Genomic DNA, 21,423 nt, shown 5'->3' with positions numbered 1-21,423 from the left:
CATAGGGCCTTGTTGCTCGCGAGCGCACTGAGTTTCGACTGTGGTTCTGGTTTTTCCTGAAACTGGAGCACTAAAATGACTCATCCGTCACGCACATATCAGTCGCAATGCGATTCGATCGCGAATAGATCACGCATGGGCATAGCCCGCCTGGCCGCGCTCGCTCTTGGGGCGCTCCCGTCGATCGCGTTCGGAGCCGAAAAGCCGGCGCTGGGCCCGGACGCAGCAACGCCACTCGTAACGACTTCGCGCATCTCTGCGACGGTCGAGTTCGGGCTGCCGGCTCTCGCTGCGGCGATCGAGCGGGATATTCCAAAGCGGCTTGCCACCATCGACGAGCGCGTCAATTGCGTTCATCGTCGTGTTTTCATCTTCCGCATCAACGCCAATTGCGACGTCTGGGGTTTTGTCGACCGGACTAGCCCGGTCTCGCTGTATGGTCGGGGCGACCGCGTCTTCGGAGCGGTCTCTATATATGGCGCCGCCGAGGGCCAGGGAGCCAATCGCTTCACGGCGCGTATTCGCGGTGACACCGAGGCGCGCGCGACGATCGAGGTTGAAGCGCGCCCCGAGCTGCGGCGGGACGGGTCGCTCCAGCTAAACATCAGTGACTCCTTCCACTGGAGCGAACATCCCTACCTTCACGTGCTCGGCCGCGAGTTTGACCTTGCACCCTACGTCGAGCCCAACATCCGGACGCAGTTGGGCCGCATCCGGTCGCGGGCGCTGGCGGCGGCGCGCGCACTCGACCTGCACGGCAAGGCGGAGACGGCGTGGCGTCACGCGTTTGAACCCATCAAGCTCGCGGACGATCCGCCGGCCTGGCTGCAAGTGACCCCGCAGAGCGCTGCTTTCGCGGGTGTCCGCGCCAATGCCAAGCTATTATGGGGATCGCTTGAGCTTGCCGGTTCCGCCGAAACCGTAATCGGGCAGCAGCCGTCGGCTGTCGCGGCGACAGCGCTGCCGCCGCTCGGCACCGCGGTGGCCGAGCCGGGCACCTTCGATGTCATTGTTCCCGTCCGCATCAACTACGACACGCTCAAGGACAAGATAAGCCAGGCGATCACAGCCTTGCCGGCGCAGGACACGTCCGTGCGCGAGGTTCAGGTTTATCCGTCGTCGGGTAAACTTGTGATCGGCCTGCGTATTGCAAAGAGCTCGGATACCGATTCTAGCGCGGGCCAATGGACCTATCTCTCCACCACGCCAAAAGTCGATACGAACAATAAGACCGTCGGCCTCTCCGAAATCGACCTGACAACTTCATCAGACGACAGCCAGATTGGATCTGCCGTGCAACGGCTAGCGGCGCAATTGAGGAATGTCGCTAATCTCGACTACGGCATCTCCTACCAGAACCTGCTCATGGCGGCGAACGAACGCCTGACGCGCCCGCTGAAGGAGGGCTTTCGCATGGAGGGCCACCTCGACTCGGCAAGGCTCGAAAAGGTGCAGTTGCTGCGCGAAGGCATCCTGATTGCCCTTCATGCCAGCGGCGGTCTGAAGATACTTTACGGACTGTGAGCACGTGGGTTGGACCATGCGATGCTTCAATTCCGTTGGCCGCTGGCGGGGCAAATGGATGCCGAAGGCGCTCGTCGCCGCGGCTATCTTTGGCCTGGCGCGAATAGCGTCGGCCCAGACGGCATTCTATGATGCGCCGGAATCGTTGCTCGCCGGTGCCCCGGGGACCTTGGTGCGGCAGGATCCGATGGATGGCGCTCCGCTCGGCGCCTCCACCTATCGCGTGCTCTATCGGTCGACGGGGCTGAATGGTCGGCCGCTCTTTGTGTCCGGCGTCGTCGTTGTTCCGCAAGGCGCGCCCCCGCCAGGCGGTCGTCCGATCGTTGCTTGGGCACATCCTACATCGGGTATCGTCCCGCGCTGCGCGCCGTCGCTTGCCATTTTTCTGTTTCAGCAGATCCAGGGCCTTCGCTCGATGATCTCTCGTGGCTTCGTCGTGGCGGCGACCGATTACCCGGGGCTCGGCACGCCGGGCCCGCATCCTTATCTCGTAGGTGAGAGCGAAGGTCGCGCCGTGATCGATATCGTGCGCGCGGCACGCTCCCTTCCCCGCGCAGGCGAGGGCAAGGACTTCACAGTGTGGGGACATTCGCAAGGCGGGCAAGCCGCGCTCTTTGCCGGGATGATGGCAAAGGCTTACGCCCCTGAGCTGAGGCTTCTCGGCGTCGCTGCTGCGGCGCCGGCAACCGACCTCGCAAAGCTGATGAGCGACGATATCAACTCGATCGGCGGCAAGAACATCACGGCGATGACGCTATGGTCGTGGCACCGCGTCTACGGAGTGGTCATCGACAACGTCATCGATCCGCGCGCCATGCCCGCGATCGACAGGCTGGCGCAAGAATGCATCGAAGGGCCTTTCGACCTGATCGTCAGGCAGAGAACAGGGAGGCCGCTCGAGCAATATTTTTTGACGGTGCAAGATCCGACCAAGGTCGAGCCGTGGCGCTCACTTCTCGAACAGAACAGCACCGGCGTGCTCTCTCCTGAGATCCCCATCTTTCTAGCGCAGGGGACCAATGACCAGATCATCCGGCCCGCCATTACCCAGGCCTACATGGACAAGCTGTGCAAGGCCGGCAGCAAGGTCAGGATGGTCATCCTGCCCGGTATCGGGCACGGACGCGCCGCGCAAGCGAGCACGATGGCGGCGGTGAACTGGATGACTGACCGCTTTGCCGGGAAAATACCTCCGGACGATTGCGTCAGATAGAGCTTGTCCATAGAGCTACGAACGAATCGTCTATCTGCTCGATGGGCGTAACAGCTTCGACTTCACCTGTAGCGTGCGGCGGTGCCCGGCTTCGGTCGCCAGCCAGCGATCCAGTTAGGTCAAAACGTCTCGGTAATCTTGCTCAGGCGAGGGGGACGATCGGGATCAAATCCGCAGGCGCGCGCCGCCTGCTCGATCATCCGATAGGCCGGAACGAGCATAGTGATCGGGTCGGTGGCGGGGTCATCCTCGGCCAACCAGGGCAGCGAGCCATGCGGTCCGCCGCATAGATGCAGCGCGATCTTTTGCTCGCGCAACTCTTCTGCCAGCGCGTCCACCGTGGCCGCCGTTTCATCCATGAGGCGCATCATGACGACCGGCGTGCGCGATGATAACGCGGCGCGCGGCCCATGCTGCAGCTCGGCGGCACTGAGACCAATGGAAGGCAGGCGCAGGATTTCCGAAAGTTTGAGCGCGATCTCCCGCGCCGAGCCCAGGCCCAAGCCCCGCGCCGCCACAAACACGGCTGATGCCTTGGCTAGATCATCGGCAATCTCGGACCAGTCCAGCGCCAGCGCGCGGTGCAGGCGCTCGGGCAGCCTGTCGAGGGCCGACCGCAGCGCACGATCTTCCGCCAGTTCGGCAACAAGTTCGGCGCTAGCAGCCATCGAGCCAATCACGGTCTTGGTCGCCGCTACGGAGTGCTCTTGGCCGGCTCCGATCGGAACGACGAACTCCGCTTCGTCGGCCACCGGCGAGGGCGTCGCATTGACGATGGCGATGGTGCGGGCGCCCGCGGCGCGCGCCGACCTCGTCGCCGCGACAAGATCCGGGCTGCGCCCGGATTGGGAGATCACGATGAACAGCGCATGGCGCAGCATCAAGGGCGTGCGAAATGCCGTGATCACCGAAGGAGCGCTGGCTGAAACGGCAAGGCGAAGCCGCGTCTCGACAAGGTACCTCAAGAAAACCCCGGCATGCCCAGAGCTTCCCCGGCCGCACACGACGCACAGGGGGGCAGAGCTAATCCCGATCCGCTGCGCGATGTCGCGGGTGGCGGGGCGGTTACGAACGATTTTGGCGACAACGTCCGCGCTTTCGCCGATTTCGCTCGCCATCGCGGATGTCGTCACGGCTCAACCGCTCCGCCTTGCTTGCGTGGCGCCGCTTCCTTGGGATGCCGGTTGCGATCCTTGTTGTGATCCTTGGCGAGCTCGGCAAACACGCGCCGAAGGTTGCCGTCACAGCTTTTCAGAATGGTCTCGGCATCAACCCTGTCGAGACCCAACGCCAGAAGGCCTGCCGTCTTGATGTCTCCCTCGGCCTGCTCAAGCGAGCGTGCCGCGTGCGACGGATCACAGTGCGCGATTTGCGCCACCATGGCCTCGGCGCGCCGCTTCAGTTTGGCATTGGTCGGCTGCATGTTCACCATCATGCCACGATACACCCGGCCAAGGCGCAGCATGATCCCTGAGGAGATCAGGTTGAGCACAATCTTCTGTGCGGTGCCCGCCTTCATCCGCGTGGAGCCGGCGATCAGCTCGCGGCCGGTCTCGATCAAGATCGGAAACTTTGCCGATGCCAGCAATACGGTGCCGGGATTGTTGGCGACACCGATCGTCACTACACCGAAAGAGCCTGCCTGCTGCAGCGCCGCGACCGTGAATGGCGTCGTTCCGCTGGCGGCAACGGCGATCACCACGTCGTGCGCTGTGAGCCGCGCGGCATTGATCTGCGTGACCGCATCATCGACATCATCCTCCGCGCCCTCGATGCTGCTGACGAACGCGCTGTCTCCGCCGGCGACGATGAAGCGGACGCGCTCGTTGGGCCAGGCGAAGGTCGGCATCAGCTCGGCACCGTCCTGGACCGCCACGCGGCCCGAGGTGCCGGCGCCGACATACACAATGCGTCCGCGATCGCCCAGCGCCGCCTTGGCCGCTTCGGTCGCCGCGGTGATCGCGGGAAGGGCATGGCCGATCGCCGCGACTGCCGCAAGCTGGCCCTCCCACATCGCTTCCATCGCTGACGTCAGCGGCCATGCATCAAGATCGGCAAAGCGGGGATCGACTTCTTCGGTGGCCATATCGTTGATCCATGCGCCATCAAACGCGGAACTTTGAAGCCTGTTCCTGGTCAGCTTCTCTCTCGGGCAGTTCTCTCTTGGGCAGGTCAAGCCGCCCTCGCGCAACCAGTAACGCGCCGGCCGCCGCGTCGGCGTCGGGACACCTCAGGCGGGCACGCAGGTCGGGCGTCAGCCACGGCGTAATGGCATCCGCGAGCCCGCCCACCAGCGAGAGCCGGTCAATTCCTCTCGCCAGAAACAGATCGAGCAGATCGCCAATGGCATCGGCCGCGCGTTCCACAATGCGTCGGCCGACCGGATCGCCCTGATTGGCGTGCCGCATCACGATCGGCGCGAACGCAGCGTAGTCCGTGGCCCTGGCTTCTTCAGACCAGGCCACCGCCTGATAAGGATCATGATCGAATGCGCCCAGCACCTCTGAAAGCAATGGGGTCAGCTCGCCGCGTCGATCCGCGGCCCGCAACGCCAGTCGAACAACCTGCAGGCCGATATCGGCACCGCTGCCTTCATCCGACACGGGAAAGCCGTAACCGGCGATACGGATTTCGCGGCCATCGATGAGGCCGACACCCACCGAGCCTGTGCCGGCTACCACGATGGCCCCGTCCGCGCCGCTATGGGCGCCGAGACAGGCCGCCAGGCCGTCGCTGATGAAGATGACGGAGGCAAAGGGATGCGCGATCTTGTTGAGTGCCGCTTCCGCACCCCGGCGACCAAGACCGGCAAGGCCAATTCCGGCGTGCATCCGCGCGAAATCCTCGTGCGTCAGTCCGGCCTGTGCGGCTGCCGCTTCAGTGGCCTCCATGATGGACCGCCAGGCCTTCTCGAAGCCAATCCGCGTCGTGGCAGGTCCCGAGCTTGCTGCACCGAGTACCCTGCCGTTTTCGTCCTCGATCCGGGCGCGGCAGCGGGTTCCGCCGCCATCAATGCCGAGATACGTGGTATCCTTTGTTCCCATGGAAAGTTAACGCGAAGGTTTCGCTCCGGGTCCTCCCAAAGCGCCTTGGTGTACATATGAAGTCTTGTACGGGACTCGTCTCACGAGTCCGTGACTACCATTGTCGGATCAATGCTGATGGGCCACGCAGGTTCTTCCTCTCTCACCATTGCCGCGCAGCACATCTTTGATGGTGCCGAGATGCGCGGGCCGGGGTCGGTCAGGATCTCGCAGGGGCGGATTGAAAGCGTCACCTTCGGCGAGGCGGAGGCGCGCGCCTCAATCCGTCTTCCCGCAGACGCGATCCTTGCACCCGGATTCATCGACATCCAGGTGAACGGAGGCGGGGGCGTTCTTCTCAACGACCAGCCGACGGAGGCTGGCGTTCGACGCATCGTCGAGGCGCACCGCAAGGCGGGGACCACGGGCTGCTTGCCGACCCTCATCACCGATCGCAGCGAGGTCATCGAGCGATTGGCTGCAGTCGCCCAGGCTTGTCTGAAGATTCCCGGCGTTCTCGGCTTTCATCTGGAAGGACCGGCCCTCAACAGGTCTCGCAAGGGCATTCATCCGGAAGCCGAGATACGCGTGCCCGATCGGCGCGATCTCGCCGCGATCAAAAGTTTTGGGGGCCGCGGCCGCTCCATTGTGACCTTGGCCCCGGAATGCGTGCCCGCGTCCATGATCGATGAATTGATCGGCGCCGGATTGCGTATCGCGGCCGGCCACAGCGACGCCACCGCAGCCGAAATCGGGCAGGTGGTCGATCGCGGTATCTCGGGGGTCACCCATCTGTTCAATGCCATGTCGCAGTTGAACGCCCGGGAGCCGGGTTTGGTGGGCGCGGCGCTTGGGGATGACCGGCTGTTTGCAGGGATCATCTGCGACGGCATCCACGTTGACCGCACCGGTTTGCGTATTGCTTTCCGCTGCAAGGGGCGCGATCGATTGATGCTGGTCACCGATGCCATGCCACTGGCGGGCACGAACGACCGGCAATTCATGCTGCAAGGAAGGCAGATCACGTTGCACAAAAATCGCCTGACTGGCCCCGATGGCACGCTCGCGGGCGCTCACCTCACCATGATCGAGGCGGTGCGCAACGCTGTTGCGCTGCTCGGAATCTCCCTTGTCGATGCCCTCATCATGGCCTCGCGGACATCAGCGGCATTTCTGGGCCTTGAGTCCGAGCTTGGACGGATCGCGCCCGGATACCGCGCGGACCTTGTCGCCTTCAATCCGAATTTTGAAGTCGTCGGCACATGGATTGGCGGTGTCGGTTCGATGGGCGAGGCGAGCGAGGCTTCTCACCGAGGTTAGATGCGCAACCATCCCATCATCGTGCAAAAATATGGCGGTGTCTGCCTAGAAACACCGGAGAAAATTCGCGCGGTTGCGCGCAGTCTCGCCGACCTGCATGGCCGTGGTCATCGTGTCGTGGCGATCGTCTCCGCAATGGGCAAGACCACCGACCAATTGATCCAGATGGCTTATCAGGTAAGCCCGACACCCAATCGCCGTGAACTCGACATGCTGCTAACGACCGGCGAGCGCATCAGCATGTCCCTGATGAGCATGGCGCTTTCCGATCTCGGCGTGCCCGCGATCAGCTTCACCGGCAGCCAGGCCGGCGTGATGACCGACGGCTCCCATTCCTCCGCACGCATTCTGGATGTACGGCCCATTCGAGTGCGTGAGGAGCTTGATCGCGGACGCGTCGTAGTGCTTGCAGGATTTCAGGGCGTGAACCCGGCGACCCGGGAAATCACCACGCTTGGCCGGGGCGGCAGCGACACCACGGCCGTTGCGATGGCTGCGGCGTTGAAGGCCGAACGCTGTGAAATCATCAAAGAAGTCGACGGAATTTGTTCGGCCGATCCGCGCATCGTGCCGGATGCAAGGCCGCTGCGGCGAGTGGACTTCGCATCCCTGTCCGAGATGTGCTTCTGGGGTGCAAAGATCCTGCATTTTCGCAGCGTAGAGCTGGCGCAAAGTCAGGATGTGCCTCTGGTTCTCAAGCAGTGGGGCGGCGTTGAACACAGCACGCAAGTGACGAAAGGGGTTGCAGACATGGAAAACGGAAGGGTTCTGGCCGTCAACTCGATGGCTCGCATTGAGCATGTGGAAATCGATTCCAAAGATCTCAATCACGGATTCGAGAAATTCGCGCAGCATCTCAAGCAAAACAGCCTGTCCTGGCCGCAGCTCCTGGCATCACACTTCACCGCGGGAAAAACCAGCATGACCGTGGCCTGTGATTCGGAGTGGCTCGACGCCCTGCTGCGCACGCTGGAGGCAAGCAAGGGTCTGCGCAAACTGCGCGAGGCTTCGAGCTCGGTGAGTCTCACCTGCTTCGGTGGCGTTTCGTCGGAATTGCCGTTCAAGGCGTTGCAGGTTCTCGGACATCACGGGATCGTCCCCGACAACTACGTGTTGTCGCCGCATTCGGTCAGTCTGTTTGTCCCTGTGGAGAACCGGGAGGCCGCGGTCAAGGCGTTGCATTCCCTTGTCCAGCAAACATAGTTTCGAGAAGCGGCGGGGATCGCTGGTGGGCCCGGCAGGACTCGACCTGCAACCGGACTGGTATAAGCGGGAGGACAAACAACGCGATCGTTGATTTTCCTGCATTTTCGTCGGAGATTGATCCTGTTCATTGCGTTCTGGCCAGATTGTTTCTGGTGCGAAGCTGGTGCGGTCCGCGCGGAACGTCTGTAGGACCATGGGTTTGTTCATGAGAACGAACGCAAACGTTGAACTCGATGCTGGCAGCAAGACATTTGCCTCGGGTCTCTTGCCGGATTTGATAGCTGCGCTCCGCCGAATCCGTAAAGGCGATCTGGTGGCCGTGATCAGCGGCGATCCGAGCATCGGCCCCGAGCTCGAGGCATGGTGTCGTTTCACCCGCAACAGTTTGGTCGACACAGCCGTCGAAAAAGGTCGCACCCGTTGGGTGCTCCGGTACGGAGAGGCTCCCGAGAACGTCGCAGAAGATCGGCTCGTCGGCTCTCGCCTGTGGCTTTATACCAACTTCGACTGCAACCTGAGCTGCGACTATTGTTGCGTACGCTCGTCACCCAAAGCTCCGCGGCGGGCCCTCGGTATCGAGCGGGTGCGACAGATCGCCGCCGAGGCACCGGAGCTCGGCGTCAGGGAGATTTTTGTTACCGGCGGCGAGCCATTTATGCTGCCGAATATTGGCGAGATCATTGCCGCGTGCGCTGCGGCGGCGCCGACCACAGTTCTCACCAACGGCATGCTGTTTGCCGGGAGTCGGCTCGCAACGCTGCGCTCGTTGCCGCGCGAGCGCGTAACCTTCCAGATTAGTCTCGACAGTCCCACGCCGGAGCGCCACGACAGCCATCGAGGAAAGGGGACATGGGCACGCGCCTGGAAGGGAATCGAACGGGCCCGCGCTGAAGGATTCCGGGTGCGTTTGGCGGCTACAGTGTCGACTGACGCAGAGGCCGATGAGTTCCGCAGCTTCCTTGACGCTCATCATATTAGCGAGGAGAACCGGGTGATCAGGCGGATTGCGCTGCGAGGCTCCGCCACGCAGGGCATCGCTTTGGCAAGGGCAGATCTGGTTCCCGAGATGACGATTACGGCGGAGGGCGTGTTTTGGCATCCCGTCGGAGCCGAGGATGACGACCTGCTGGTCAGCCGTGAAATCTTTCCGCTCGCCGAATCCTTCGCAGCCGTGCGCCGCGCCTTCGATCGCGAATCCGAACATCAGCGCAGGTTGGCGATGATTTTCAATTGCGCCTGACAAGGCGCGGAGCTCACTCAACGCTGGATCGGGCCTTTGGCTCGGCTGCTAGGCCAAAGGCCGCGTTAGGAAACCTTGCTGCGTCGACGCTTCCCGTAACTGCGCATACGCTTCAAGCTGCGGTGCTATCCATTGGCGCAACCCTTCCGCTTCGAGCACAGGACGATGGGCCGGGTTATCGTAGCTCATCCCAAATAATGCTTCGGCAAACTGCTGCTCCAACGCGGGGTCCAGATCCGATCGCGCCGTGAACATGCAGTGGTTATAGGGCTGCGAGGTCCAGATCTCGGTCAGCGCACCTTGCGGCACGAGACGCTCGGTACGCACCGCGTTCCAGAATGGGCTGCCGATTGCGCCCGCATCGGCGCGGCCGTCGAGCACCGCGCGAACGACCTCGGACTCGCTTGTACCCGTGTCGCCGTGCTTGCCGACGTCGCTGTTGAAGCGCAGCGTTTGGTAGTCCTTCCCCTCAACCAGTCCCTCACGGTGCAGAAAATAGACCGGGAGGATTGCCGCATGGCCGCTGTCGCGGCTGCCGAGAGCGAGGGTGCGGCTCTTGAGATCGGCAAGCCTCGCCACCGGGCCGCCAGTGACCGCCACGATCTTGGTCATCCAGCCCACATCCGTGTCGCGCATCGCGATCGGTCGGCAGCGATGGTCGCTCCAGGCATCGGCCTGGATATAGGCGAGGTTCGTATTCCATCCGATGTCGATGCGCGGCAGCCGTTCGCTCGGCGAGGCCAGGAGGGCAGCGACCTGCGCCTCGTAACTTTGAAACAGCACCACCTCGACGGCGAGGCCCGCTTCCTCGTGAAAGTAGCGTCGCATGCCCTCCCAGATGCCAACCACCTTCGGGTCATATGCGACGGCGCCTACCCAGATCGTCCGGCTCATGATTGCATCTCGCTTCTCGGGCTCAATATTCCAAATGCGATCACCATAGTTTGCCAGTGGTCTTTGATCCCAACGTTCGAAAACCTGGTCCCGAATGGAATGCGAATGTTGGGATCGGACCACTAGAACAGCGGTATTCCCAAAACGGCTTTGCCGATGAACTCGCGCAGCACATCGCCCGTCGGCGCCATGACGGCGCCTGCATGTGCATCGCGGAACAATCGCTCGATGGCCAGATGCTTGGAAAATGCAGCGCCTCCGCACGCCCGCATCGCCGCCGAGGTGACGGCGATGGCGACATCACCCGCCGCCGCCTTGCTCTCCAGCACACGCAGCATAGTGGTGTCTCGGGGGCGCTCAAGATGATCAACGAGATCGTCGATGCGCGCTGCAAGCCCATCGGTGTCGATCTGCATCGTTGCAAGCTGTGCGCGGAGCGTCGGCAGGCTCTCGCCGAGCGTCTGGCCCAAATGCTCGAAGCGAGCGCCGTTGAGATGTGCTGCCGTCCCCGACACCGCAGCCCGGCAAAGACCAAGCGCGACCGCCGATGTTCCGAGGTTGAATAGCGGAAGCACGACCTCCAGCATCGCCTTGAATCCGGCGCCGTCGTCCGTGAGCTGGAGATCGGCTTCAATCTTGCAATCATCGAGCATCATCGGCGCGGAAGCGTTGGCGCGCATCCCGAGACCATCCCACGGGCCGGCAACCGACAGTCCGGCCGTGTCACTGGCGACAAGATAAATGGTCGAATCCGTTGGGCTCTGCCCTTCAGGCGCGATCGCCGAGACGACGTAGCTTTGTGCGTGACCGGCGCTTGTCACCCATGATTTCTTGGCCGTGAGGTGCACGTTGGCGGCGTTGCGCTTCGCTCGCGAAACGGGCGCCCAGAAGTGGCTGCGCGATCCGGCTTCGCTGAATGCCAGGGTAGTTAGGTGTTTTCCGGCTGAAATATCCTTTAGCGTCTGCGCAACCGTGGCACCCGGACGGGCCGCCGCGATCGTTGCGGTAGCGCTCATGTGCATCAAATAAACCATCGCGGCGGACGCGTCCGCTTCTGCGAGCGTCGCAACGACGGCAGCGAACGTCCGCGGTCCCAGGGCCGACCCGCCGACCTCGGTGGGCAGCATGACCCCCAGCAATCCGGCCGAACCGAGCGCTGCGATTGCCTCGGACGAAAATCGAGCTTCCTTGTCGTTTTGCCTGGCCGCCGGTGCGAGAATGCGATCGGCGATTTCTTTGGCATTCGAAACTGCGGTCTCGTGATTCATGGCGACCCTCGACGCTTAGGTGTTGCGTACCAAAGTTCGAAAATATCGCATCCGCTACCCTTGCGACCAATGCTACGCCACGCGCACCATCGGATCAACACGACTGGCTTGGGGCATGGCAAGCCCTTGCCGTGCCAGCAGCGAGTACGGGCCGCGGTTATTACGTTCTTCAAGGCCATCTTGTTACACCACCTGAAATCTTTTTTTGACGTCGCCGAAACCTTGGCGGCGCTTGCCCGCTGTTGCGGAGAACTTGCCCGTTGTCGGAGAGAACGCTACCAATGACCGGCAACCGGGTGACGAGGCTTGTCTGGTGATGGCAGTCAATGAGGGCGGGGTCCCGCCCATCCTCGCGCAAAAGCACTATGCGCAGCCGTCCGCCTTCACGCCGGAAAATCTGCTGCGCGAAGCGCGCAGGCAAAAGCGGATTATTGACGCCGGCATCCCGAACATCTGCATCCTCGATCCGGACGGCGACATCGTGCGCAGCCTGCTCGCCCGTGGCGAGGCCCGGCTTGAAGCGGGATGGGCCTGCTATCACACGCAGCTCTACAGCTTCAGTCGCGACGGGATTGAGTTCGGAATTGTCGGCTGCGCCGTCGGCGCCTCGTACGCGGTGCTGATCGCCGAGGAATTGTTCGCATCGGGCTGCAAGCTCCTGATCAGCGTCACGTCCTCCGGACAGATCGTGCCGACGCGCCCGCCGCCTTATTTCATCATCATCGAACGCGCGCTGCGCGACGAAGGCACCAGCTATCACTACATGGCGCCGTCCGACTATTCGGATGCGGATGCCGGATTGATCGCGGCGCTCGACGGCGCATTCGGTGGATTTCCCGTGCCGGTGCTCACAGGCGCGACCTGGACAACCGACGCGCCGTTCCGCGAGACCCAGCCGGCGATCGACGCCATGGTCAAAAGGAATCTGATGGCAGTCGAAATGGAAGCAGCCGCGCTCTATGCGTTCGCACAAGTCAGGCAAAAGCCCGTCCTGTGCTTCGCACATGTGACAAATCAAATGGGGCGCGTCGACGGGGATTTTGAAAAGGGCGAAGCAGACGGCAGCCATGACGCGCTGCAGTTGATCGCGATCGCCGCCGATCGCCTGCGGTCACGGCTGCCATGAGCGTCGCGGCGATCGGGATTGTATGCAAGGCGCCGCTGCCCGGCCGCTCAAAGACGCGACTTGCGACGGTCATTGGCGACGTTGCCGCTTCCGAGCTGTCCGCCTGCTTTTTGCGCGACGTGGCCGCGGCAATCGAGGCGGTCCCTGAGGCGCTCGGCAGGCGCGGCTATGGCATCTACGCGCCGGCGGGCACCGAAGACGTCATGCGGCAACTGCTTCCGGCAGGGTTCGGACTGTTGCTACAGGCTGGCGACGATTTGGGGCATGTGTTGTTGGGCGCGACGCGCGCGTTCCTGGGCGCCGGACATGACTGTGTCCTGCTCGTCAATGGCGACAGCCCGACGCTGCCAATCCAGTTGCTGGTACAGGCTATTGAGGCCGTGCGCGCGCCCGGAGACCGGATGGTGCTTGGGCCAGCAAGCGACGGTGGCTACTATCTCATCGGCTTGAAGCACCCGCACAAGCACCTGTTTACGCAGATCGCATGGGGAACGGAAACCGTGGCTCGCAGTACTTGCGAGCGCGCCGCCGAAATCGGGCTTGCTACGACCCTGCTACCGGAATGGTACGATGTCGACGATATCGAAACCTTGCGGTGGCTGCGGGACGAGCTGGCCGGGCATTCGACCCGCTTTCGCGGCGGCGGATTTGCCGCGGCGAGCCGGGCCTTTTTGAAGGACGCGCCGCAGGTAAGCCAATGAAGTCCATGCCAGGAGCGATCGCCGGTCAATTCGGTCGACTGATGCGTTCCGACCACAAGATGTCTCCACTTTTCCTGTTGGCCGGCATCGGAGTTGTCTTGTGCGGTCTTACCCTGGTGACTCCTTATGCCTTCGAGGCTGCTGGCGACAATGCCTTCATTGCTCTGAGCATCCTTGCAGGTCTGCTGACGATCGTAGCGACAGGTCTGGCGGAACGTTCGCCAACTGGTCGCGCACTATGGCTTATCGTTGGACTTGGGATCGCGCTGAGAGCTTATGTGCTGCTGTTCGATCCACTTCTGTCCAGCGACGTCTATCGCTACGTCTGGGATGGCAGGATTCAGGCCGCAGGCATCAATCCTTATCGCTTCATGCCAGCCGATGAGTCGCTGGCGTTTCTGCGCGACAGGATGGTCTTTCCTCACATCAACCGGGCTGATACCGCCGTAACCATCTATCCTCCCGTGGCGCAATTCTTCTTCCTCATTGTCACGCGGATCGGCGAGAGCGTGACGACGATGCGTCTCGCGCTGCTGGCGTGCGAGTCCGTCACGGTGATACTGATCGTGGTCCTGCTGCGGCGTATGGACCGCCCGGTGACGCGCGTAGTTGCCTATCTCTGGCATCCGCTGCCTGTGTGGGAGATTGCCAACAACGGCCATGTCGACGCGCTGATGGTTGCGCTGATGCTGCTGGGCCTGTGGATTGCCCTGACCGGCCACGCTCTCCGCGGAGCCGTCGTGATCGCGTTTTCGGTGCTGGTGAAGCCCTATGCGGCGCCGGTGCTGGCCGGGATCTGGCGCCCTTGGGACGTTAAGATGCCGCTCGTCGTGATCGCTACCGTCGCGCTTTGCTATCTTCCCTATCTGTCGGTCGGCTCGGGAGTTCTCGGATTCCTGACCAAAGGCTATCTGACAGAACAGGGGATCAGTGGCGGCAACGATCTCTGGCTGTTGTCACTTTGGCGCCTTGTGTTTGGCTATCATGAAGGTGATGTTGCCGCCTACGTTGCACTGGCCGCGCTGGCTCTTTGGTTCACGGGGCTCTCCGTGGCCCGCAGCTCTCATCACAGCATCGCATTCCGTCTTGCCGACATCAACATGCTGTTACTTCTCACGCTTCTGTTGTTGTCGCCCAACTATCCCTGGCATTTTCTCATTATAATGCCGTTTGTCGCCCTGTGTGGATCGGCGCCTACCTGGGCCGTTTCGATCGGAGCGCTGTTGCTGTCCGAACAGCTCGATTGGGATTTCTACATTCCGAGAATTGTGAGCAAATCAATTCTGTTCGGAGGTCTTTTCCTGGCTTGCGCCTTTACGGCGTGGAGGGCCCGCATGCAGCGGACTGCAGATTCCGGGGCATCGCAATGAACATTTCCGGCGAAGTGCAGGGCACTGGCGCGCCGTTCGATCCGCGCCGCTATCACGAGACGGTCACGGGCGAGCGCACCGAGGTTGCCCAGCGTCCGCCGGTCTGCGCTTATCTGGAAGTCACCAACCGCTGCAATCTGCTGTGCACCACCTGTCCTCGCACCTACGAGGAGCTCGAGCCGCCGGCAGACATGAGCTGGGATTTGTTCACGTCGATTGTCGACCAGCTTCCCGATCTGGCGCGCGTGGTTCTGCACGGCGTTGGCGAGCCGATGCTGGTCCCGAACCTGCCGCGAATGGTCAAATACCTGAAAGAGCGCGGCGTTTACGTCTTGTTCAACACCAATGGAACGGTGCTCAGTGAGCGCAACGGCCGTGCTCTGATTGACGCCGGGCTTGATGAGCTGCGTGTATCGCTCGACGCGTCAAACCGCGAGAGCTTCAAGGCGATCCGTGGCAGGGATTATTTCGGTCGGATTGTCCGCAATGTTCGCGCATTTCGCGAGCTACAGGAGCGGGAGGGGTTCGCAAGGCCGCAAGTTTCCGTTTGGCTCACCGGCCTGAAAGAGACTGTCGAGCAACTGCCTGCATTTGTGAAAGTTGCGGCGGAGATCGGTGTCAAAGAGGTTTATCTGCAACGGCTCGTATTCTTCACTGAATCCGCCATTGGCATGGCGCGACCGGATCAGGCCCTGTTCGAGCGCCTGACGCAGGCAGAAGCGGCCTACTTGAAAGAAGCGGAGGATCTGGCGCATTCCCTCGGCGTGACCTTCAGCGCGTCGGGCGCCGCAACCGAGCCGGGACTGAGCCTAAAGGGCAGTGGTGACGGTTCGCCGTGGTCGCTCTGCCGACGGCCGTGGTCGTTGATGTATTTCACGGCCAATGGCCGCGCCTTGCCATGCTGCATCGCGCCATTTTCGCAACATGGCTACGAGAACTACACGCTTGGCCATGCAGGGCAGCAGTCCTTACACGACATCTGGAACGGGTCCGCGTATCGGGAGTTTCGTGCGGCCCTGCTATCGGACAAGCCGCCTAAGAGCTGCGCCAATTGCGGCCTGCGCTGGAGCCTGTGAAAGAGGTGACCCACGGGATCGGCGGGAAGCGGTCCGTGTTGTGTCAACCGCCAGTCGTTTCGGCGATCATTCCATGCCTGGACGAGGAAACGGCAATCGGCCAGGTCGTAGCTGCAGTGCTGGCACAGAACGTGAGTGAAGTCGTCGTTGTCGACGGCGGCTCGCGGGACCGCACGGCCGAGCGGGCACGGGCCGCCGGAGCTCGCGTGATTGCCGAGCCGCGACGTGGCTACGGTCGCGCCATCCAGGCAGGCATCGCCGCTGTGCGCGACGACGCCGACATTCTGGTCTTTCTCGACGGTGACGGCAGTGATCCGGCAGAGCGCATCTCAGATCTTGTATCGCCGATCGTGGCTGGGCAGGCCATCTTCGTTGTCGGCTCGCGCGTTCGCGGTTCACGCGAATCCGGCAGCCTGGCGCCGCAGCAGCTCCTCGCGGCCCATGTCGCCAGGCTGCTCCTGCACCTCGTCTATGGCGTAGGCTTCACCGACCTGTCGCCGTTTCGCGCCATCCGGCGGGATGAGCTCAGACATCTCGGTATGAAGGAGGAGACATATGGCTGGAACCTGGAAATGCTGATTCGGGTTGCGGCCGCTCGCTTGCCGGCACTTGAGATCGCCGTGGGGCAGCGGCGCCGGATCGGTGGGGTATCGAAGGTCTCCGGCAATCTCATTGCCGGCATCAAGGCAGCTTGGTCGATTTCGACGACATTTGTTCGCCTCGCGATTGAGCTGCGACACCAAAGGGATCCGGGAGAGAGGCACGGCTAGATCAGCGAGTGCCGGCACCCCGACAAGCAACGATGTCCCGGGGGGCTTTTCGATCCCGTGGCTCCGGTGGCGAAAACACCGCCAGGTATCCGCCGTCGCCTGCGAGCTGATGTGTGGCGACCTCGCGATAGCCAATGGCGGTCAGTTCGCAACGCAACAGCTCGATCGGCGTGCCATGCTCCGACGTCGGACGCTCGAGGTCGACAATTCCGACCCGCGCGCCCGACCTCAAGGCGGGCGCCAGATTGTAGAGCAAGGCGTAGGGCTGAGCTATTTCGTGATACATGTGCACGAGGATGGCAGCGTCGAGCGAGGAGCCGGGAAGGCGCGGGTCGTGTGGTTTGCCCAGCGCGAATGTGACATTTGTCAGCCTCAGGCGTTGCGTTCGCCTGGCGAGCGCGATGAGGTAACTTCGCGTGACGTCCTGGGCGATGACGGCGCCGGTGGGACCGACGAGACCGGAGAGACGCACCGTGTGGTAGCCGCTGCCTGCACCAATGTCGGCGACGGTCATGCCTGGCTTGAGTTCAAGAAGGCGGGCGATCTCACCCGCCTCATTCAGGGAATCGCGGTGTTGCTCGGAGGCCCGGCCTGGGCTGACGATTTGCGCAACCGGGCGCTGAGGCGCGGGAAACTCCTTTGCAGGGACACCCGGCGGAGCAAGATAGCCAATGTCAGCGGCGTGTCCGCAACTTGCGCCTAGGCCTAGGCCCACAAGAAGCGTCACCGCGCGGGCCAGTGCCATCATGCTCGTCTCCCCACGTAGAACGACAACGACTAACCGGCGATGTTGAAGAACCAGCCAATAGGTCCCTTCCCATCGCGCACGGTAGGGATTTTGCGGCGCAACCAGGCATCAAGGCCGAGACTGCGGCCGGCGCCCTCGACCACAAACAGGAACATCAGCATGGCCAGGAACATGTACGACCACGGCCACTCGGCCGGATCGCCCGGCCGATAAATGCCGAGCCAGAGTTGCAGCGTATAGGCGAGGGCCAGCACGCCGACAAATCGTACCGCAAGCCCGAGGATCATCGAAGTGGCGAACGCAAGCTCGGCAAGAAAAACAATTGGCCCAAAGAAATTCATGTTGGGCAACACGATATCCTTCACGAAGGCGCCGTGAAACTCGAACGCCGCGCGGGTCGTTTCCTGTTCGGTCCAGTATTGCAGGCCGCCGGACACGGGCAGCGGGAGTTTCCACAACATGCCCTCGAACCACATGCAGCCGATCAGGACCCGGACCAGCCAGATTCCAAGATGTCGGCCGGTGCGTTGCGCCGAATCCTCCCGCCAATTCTGGAAGGCCACCGCAATGCCGGCGAGCAGCAGCGCCCAGAACAGCGCCAGGATCAGAAAGCGCCAGTTGCCGAGCTGAAGATAGTCGCCGGTGGTCGCGGTCAGGAACTGCCAGACATCGGTAAAGGGATTTTTGGGCATAGGCGCGTGCTCCAAAGGATTGAATAGTTGCTCTGCCTATCGGCCAGTTGGCGCACCGCCGCGTGGGCGTCGAGGGCGCCTACCAGGTTATTACGCAGTAGAACGCGTGGTTATTACGCAGAAGGCGCGTCACAGGCGACATCGGAAAGGAAAAAAGGCCTCCTATCGAGGAGACCGTAGTTAGGCGGTTGTATCCCGGCGAATTGGCCCAATCCTTTTTCGCTGAGGACTGGAAATTCTCATGACCGCTGGAGCGTGTCTCTTGAGGGACCTGGAGCGCAAGGGACAAAATTGGCCGAGCTTCGGAGGCGCGATGTCTACAAGACGCCCCGTGTACCTTGTGGCCCGATCGCAGGACCGAAAGCGAATCGTGCTGCTTCAAGAAATCCAAGTATACTACCGATTATTAACGTGGTCTCAATGCCTTGACTTGCCGGTGGTGGTGCTTTGGCGCTATGCCGCAGTGTTCGCCACCCGTGCATGCGACCAAAGGGCCCAAGGTGCAGTTCCTGTTTGCCGACTACGTACTCGACCTTAATCGGCGGGAGCTCACCCGCGGCTCGGCCGCAATTGCAATTGGCCCAAGGGTGTTCGACCTGCTGGTCTACCTGGTGCAAGCCCGCGACCGCGTCGTCACCAGGGATGAACTGCTGGACACCGTGTGGAGCGGGCGCATCGTCTCTGAATCAACGCTCACCAGCCATATCAACGCGGTGCGCAAAGCGATCGGCGATAGCGGCCAGGAACAGCGCCTGATCCGAACGATTGCCCGCAAGGGCCTCCGATTCGTGGGCGAGGTTGAGGCAAGAGGCCCCGATAGCGCCATCGTCCGAAACGTGGAGCAGGCTAACTCGAATGAGCGCCAGGAGCCGTCTCTTCCTGACAAGCCCTCGGTTGCAGTCCTGCCGTTTCAGAACCTGAGCGGTGATCCCGAGCAGGAGTACTTCGCCGATGGTGTTGTTGAGGACATCATCCTGGCCTTGTCGCGGATACGCTGGCTGTTCGTTATCGCCCGGAATTCGAGCTTCACATACAAGGGCAGGGCCGTGGATGTCCGACAGGTGGGGCGCGAATTGGGCGTGCGATATGTGCTTGAAGGCAGCGTGCGCAAGGTGGCAACAAGGGTGCGCATCACCGGGCAACTCATTGATGCGACCAATGGCGTGCATCTCTGGGCCGAGCGTTTCGAAGGCACCCTCGACGACATCTTTGAACTGCAGGACACGGTCGCCGCAGGCGTCGTTAGTGCGATCGCGCCGCAGCTTGAGCTTGCCGAAATCGAGCGTGCGAGCCGAAAGCCGACCGAAAGCCTCCACGCCTATGACTATTACTTGCGTGGATTGACCAAGTTTCACCTTGCGAGCAGGGCCGGCCTCGATGAGGCATTGCCTCTATTCTACAAGGCGATCGAGCTCGATGCGGAGTTCGCCTCCGCGTATGGAATGGCGGCGTGGTGCTACTACTGGCGCAAGATGAATCGTTGGCTCAACGATCGCGAGGCAGACGGCAACGAGGCTGCGCGATTGTGCCGACACGCCGTGACGCTGGGAAAGAATGACGCGGTCGCTCTGATCAGAGGCGGGCACGCATGGCCTCATTTTGGCGGTGACCTCGAAAGTTGCGTCACCTATGTCGATAGGGCCATGGTGCTCAATCCCAATCTCTCGACGATCTGGTACCTCGGCGGGTACCAACGAATTTCCCTTGGCAGACATGATAGTGCGATCGAATATTTCACGCGTGCCATGCGCCTCAGTCCGCTGGATCCGGAGACATTTCAAATGCAGACCGGAATCGCAATGGGGCATTTGTATTCCGGGCGATTTGATGCGGCTGTCGCCTGTTTAGAGATGGCATGGCGGGAGGTACCGAATGTCCTGCGGGTAGCGGCCTTTATGGCCGCAAGCCATGCGCTGGCAGGCCGGGAGGACGAAGCGCGACAAGCCATGCACCACGTGCGTCGGCTCGATCCCACGCTGCGCATTGGCAAGCTCGATGACTGGCTGCTGGTCCAACCGAAGGATTTCGCGGTAGCGGTGGAAGGCCTGCGAAGAGCGGGATTGCCGGAGTAACGGCACCGCTTGCTCCTGCTTCTACCCCCCGAAAGATCAGAAGATCGAAAAGCCGCGGTCCAACCGGGATGCGTCCGAATCGTCTTTGAGTTCTCGCCTGCTGGCGTCAGACAATAATCTTCAAATGAAATTGGCGCTTCCGCGCGCCGCTTGGACAAATTTCCAAGGTAAATCCAATCGCAATCCAACATGGCTGCAAGGCTTTTCGGCCAGCTTGGGCGCAATCTCCCCTCGCTTTCACAAGCAAGGCCATTGGTGGCCCGAAAGTCGAGGGAAAGTCATGAAGATTGTCATTATTGGCGGTACCGGGCTCATCGGAACGAAGCTCGCGAGCAAGCTCCGTCAGAAAGGCCACGAGGTGATCGCGGCATCTCCCCGTACGGGCGTCAACACGATCACGGGCGAGGGTCTCGACAGGGCGCTTTCGGGCGCCGAGATTGTCGTCGATGTTGCAAATTCGCCCTCCTTCGAGGACCGCGCGGTTCTGAAATTCTTCGAAACCTCAGGCCGCAATCTTCTCGCCGCCGAGGCCGCCGCCTCAGTACGCCATCATGTAGCGCTGTCCGTTGTCGGGATCGACCGCCTTTCGGAAAACGGTTACTTCCGCGCCAAGCTGGTGCAAGAAAGCCTGATCAAGGCCTCGAAGATTTCCTACACGATCCTGCGCGCGACCCAGTTCTTCGAGTTCGTCGGCGGGATCGTCGATTCTTCTGCTGATGGACAAATCGTCAGGCTGTCGCCTGCCCTGTTTCAGCCCGTGGCTTCGGACGACGTCGCTGCCGCCCTGGCCGACGTCACGCTCGGCGTTCCGGTCAACGGCATCGTTGAGCTGGCCGGACCGGAACCGTTCAGTCTCGATGACTTCGCCCGGCAATATCTGGCGGCGACAAAGGACCCGCGCAAGGTCGTCGCCGACATCCATGCTCGCTATTTCGGAGCAAAACTGGACGATCGGTCTCTCACGCCGGGCCAGAATCCCCGGCTCGGCGCCGTGCGTTTCGAGGACTGGCTGGCCGGGCTCCGCCAGTGACGGGCACGACCAAGGCCCGCAAATCGATACTCACGACGCCCGGCGCATCGCGAGCAAGACAGGGCCCGCGCGTCTGCTTGCCGTTTCGTCGTGGATAGCGACGAAAAGAACCTGACCATCCGGATCATGACGACTAGCGGGAGCTTGCTC

Annotated in this window: 19 protein-coding genes; 12 read left to right on the top strand and 7 right to left on the bottom strand. The window is 62.0% G+C overall.

The annotated features are described in order from the left end of the window. The first annotated feature begins 135 nt into the window (after window positions 1–135). A complete protein-coding gene (locus V1290_RS12520; RefSeq protein WP_334364684.1) occupies window positions 136–1,524 on the top strand; it encodes a DUF4403 family protein in 1,389 nt (462 codons plus the stop codon). 58 nt (window positions 1,525–1,582) lie between these two features. Then, window positions 1,583–2,737 carry an alpha/beta fold hydrolase gene (locus tag V1290_RS12515; RefSeq protein ID WP_334364683.1) on the top strand — a complete coding sequence of 385 codons (1,155 nt, stop codon included), beginning with the start codon at window positions 1,583–1,585 and terminating at the stop codon, window positions 2,735–2,737. A 119-nt stretch (window positions 2,738–2,856) separates the two neighbouring features. Here the strand turns inward: V1290_RS12515 and V1290_RS12510 are convergent, their stop codons facing one another. From V1290_RS12510 to V1290_RS12500, 3 genes are read right to left on the bottom strand one after another with little or no spacing between them, the layout of a single operon-like run. Then, window positions 2,857–3,855, bottom strand: a complete 999-nt coding sequence (locus tag V1290_RS12510; RefSeq protein ID WP_334364682.1) for an SIS domain-containing protein — start codon at window positions 3,853–3,855, stop codon at window positions 2,857–2,859. 11 nt (window positions 3,856–3,866) lie between these two features. Further along, window positions 3,867–4,823, bottom strand: coding sequence for an N-acetylmuramic acid 6-phosphate etherase (locus tag V1290_RS12505; RefSeq protein WP_334364681.1), 957 nt, complete (start codon window positions 4,821–4,823; stop codon window positions 3,867–3,869). A 19-nt stretch (window positions 4,824–4,842) separates the two neighbouring features. After that, a complete protein-coding gene (locus V1290_RS12500; protein ID WP_334364680.1) occupies window positions 4,843–5,781 on the bottom strand; it encodes a BadF/BadG/BcrA/BcrD ATPase family protein in 939 nt (312 codons plus the stop codon). 117 nt (window positions 5,782–5,898) lie between these two features. Between V1290_RS12500 and nagA the strand changes: the two genes are divergently transcribed. The 3 genes from nagA to V1290_RS12485 all read left to right on the top strand — a co-directional run bounded on the left by nagA (window position 5,899) and on the right by V1290_RS12485 (window position 9,526). Then, window positions 5,899–7,080, top strand: coding sequence for an N-acetylglucosamine-6-phosphate deacetylase (gene nagA, locus V1290_RS12495; RefSeq protein ID WP_334364679.1), 1,182 nt, complete (start codon window positions 5,899–5,901; stop codon window positions 7,078–7,080). Next, entirely contained in the window at window positions 7,081–8,283 is a 1,203-nt protein-coding gene (locus tag V1290_RS12490) for an aspartate kinase (protein ID WP_334364678.1), read from the top strand. 196 nt (window positions 8,284–8,479) lie between these two features. Beyond that, the gene (locus V1290_RS12485) at window positions 8,480–9,526 is read left to right on the top strand and encodes an Rv1681 family radical SAM protein (protein WP_334364677.1); all 1,047 of its coding nucleotides are present in this window, start codon (window positions 8,480–8,482) and stop codon (window positions 9,524–9,526) included. A 48-nt stretch (window positions 9,527–9,574) separates the two neighbouring features. On the opposite strand, the gene V1290_RS12480 is transcribed toward V1290_RS12485, so the two are convergent. Together V1290_RS12480 and V1290_RS12475 are read right to left on the bottom strand one after the other, a co-directional pair. Further along, window positions 9,575–10,420: a phosphate/phosphite/phosphonate ABC transporter substrate-binding protein gene (locus tag V1290_RS12480; protein WP_334364676.1), complete on the bottom strand. Its 846-nt coding sequence runs from the start codon at window positions 10,418–10,420 to the stop codon at window positions 9,575–9,577. A gap of 122 nt (window positions 10,421–10,542) precedes the next feature. Beyond that, window positions 10,543–11,688: an acyl-CoA dehydrogenase family protein gene (locus tag V1290_RS12475; protein WP_334364675.1), complete on the bottom strand. Its 1,146-nt coding sequence runs from the start codon at window positions 11,686–11,688 to the stop codon at window positions 10,543–10,545. 316 nt (window positions 11,689–12,004) lie between these two features. On the opposite strand from V1290_RS12475, the gene V1290_RS12470 reads away from it, so the two are divergent. The 5 genes from V1290_RS12470 to V1290_RS12450 are packed head-to-tail and all read left to right on the top strand — an operon-like array spanning window position 12,005 to window position 16,731. Continuing rightward, on the top strand, window positions 12,005–12,814 hold the full coding sequence (locus V1290_RS12470) for a nucleoside phosphorylase (RefSeq protein WP_334369010.1): 810 nt from the start codon (window positions 12,005–12,007) through the stop codon (window positions 12,812–12,814). Further along, the gene (locus tag V1290_RS12465; protein WP_334364674.1) at window positions 12,811–13,515 is read left to right on the top strand and encodes a TIGR04282 family arsenosugar biosynthesis glycosyltransferase; all 705 of its coding nucleotides are present in this window, start codon (window positions 12,811–12,813) and stop codon (window positions 13,513–13,515) included. The genes V1290_RS12470 and V1290_RS12465 overlap by 4 nt, the downstream gene beginning before the upstream one ends. After that, on the top strand, window positions 13,512–14,885 hold the full coding sequence (locus tag V1290_RS12460; protein ID WP_334364673.1) for a glycosyltransferase 87 family protein: 1,374 nt from the start codon (window positions 13,512–13,514) through the stop codon (window positions 14,883–14,885). The genes V1290_RS12465 and V1290_RS12460 overlap by 4 nt, the downstream gene beginning before the upstream one ends. Continuing rightward, window positions 14,882–15,961 (top strand): radical SAM protein, encoded by a 1,080-nt coding sequence (locus tag V1290_RS12455; protein ID WP_334364672.1) that lies wholly within the window; start codon window positions 14,882–14,884, stop codon window positions 15,959–15,961. Before V1290_RS12460 ends, V1290_RS12455 begins: the two co-directional genes overlap by 4 nt. Then, window positions 15,958–16,731, top strand: coding sequence for a glycosyltransferase family 2 protein (locus V1290_RS12450; protein ID WP_334364671.1), 774 nt, complete (start codon window positions 15,958–15,960; stop codon window positions 16,729–16,731). Before V1290_RS12455 ends, V1290_RS12450 begins: the two co-directional genes overlap by 4 nt. A gap of 1 nt (window position 16,732) precedes the next feature. Here the strand turns inward: V1290_RS12450 and V1290_RS12445 are convergent, their stop codons facing one another. Next, window positions 16,733–17,479, bottom strand: a complete 747-nt coding sequence (locus V1290_RS12445; protein WP_334364670.1) for a class I SAM-dependent methyltransferase — start codon at window positions 17,477–17,479, stop codon at window positions 16,733–16,735. A gap of 29 nt (window positions 17,480–17,508) precedes the next feature. Continuing rightward, window positions 17,509–18,171, bottom strand: a complete 663-nt coding sequence (locus tag V1290_RS12440; RefSeq protein ID WP_334364669.1) for a DoxX family protein — start codon at window positions 18,169–18,171, stop codon at window positions 17,509–17,511. Window positions 18,172–18,671: 500 nt separating this feature from the next. Here V1290_RS12440 and V1290_RS12435 point away from each other — a divergent pair, with 500 nt between their 5' ends. Beyond that, a complete protein-coding gene (locus V1290_RS12435; protein ID WP_334364668.1) occupies window positions 18,672–20,243 on the top strand; it encodes a winged helix-turn-helix domain-containing tetratricopeptide repeat protein in 1,572 nt (523 codons plus the stop codon). Window positions 20,244–20,523: 280 nt separating this feature from the next. Then, window positions 20,524–21,273, top strand: a complete 750-nt coding sequence (locus V1290_RS12430; RefSeq protein WP_334369009.1) for an SDR family oxidoreductase — start codon at window positions 20,524–20,526, stop codon at window positions 21,271–21,273. Window positions 21,274–21,423 lie beyond the last annotated feature (150 nt).

Source organism: Bradyrhizobium sp. AZCC 1578, from assembly GCF_036924675.1.
Taxonomy (GTDB): domain Bacteria; phylum Pseudomonadota; class Alphaproteobacteria; order Rhizobiales; family Xanthobacteraceae; genus Bradyrhizobium.
This window is presented reverse-complemented; position numbering and strand designations above follow the sequence as displayed.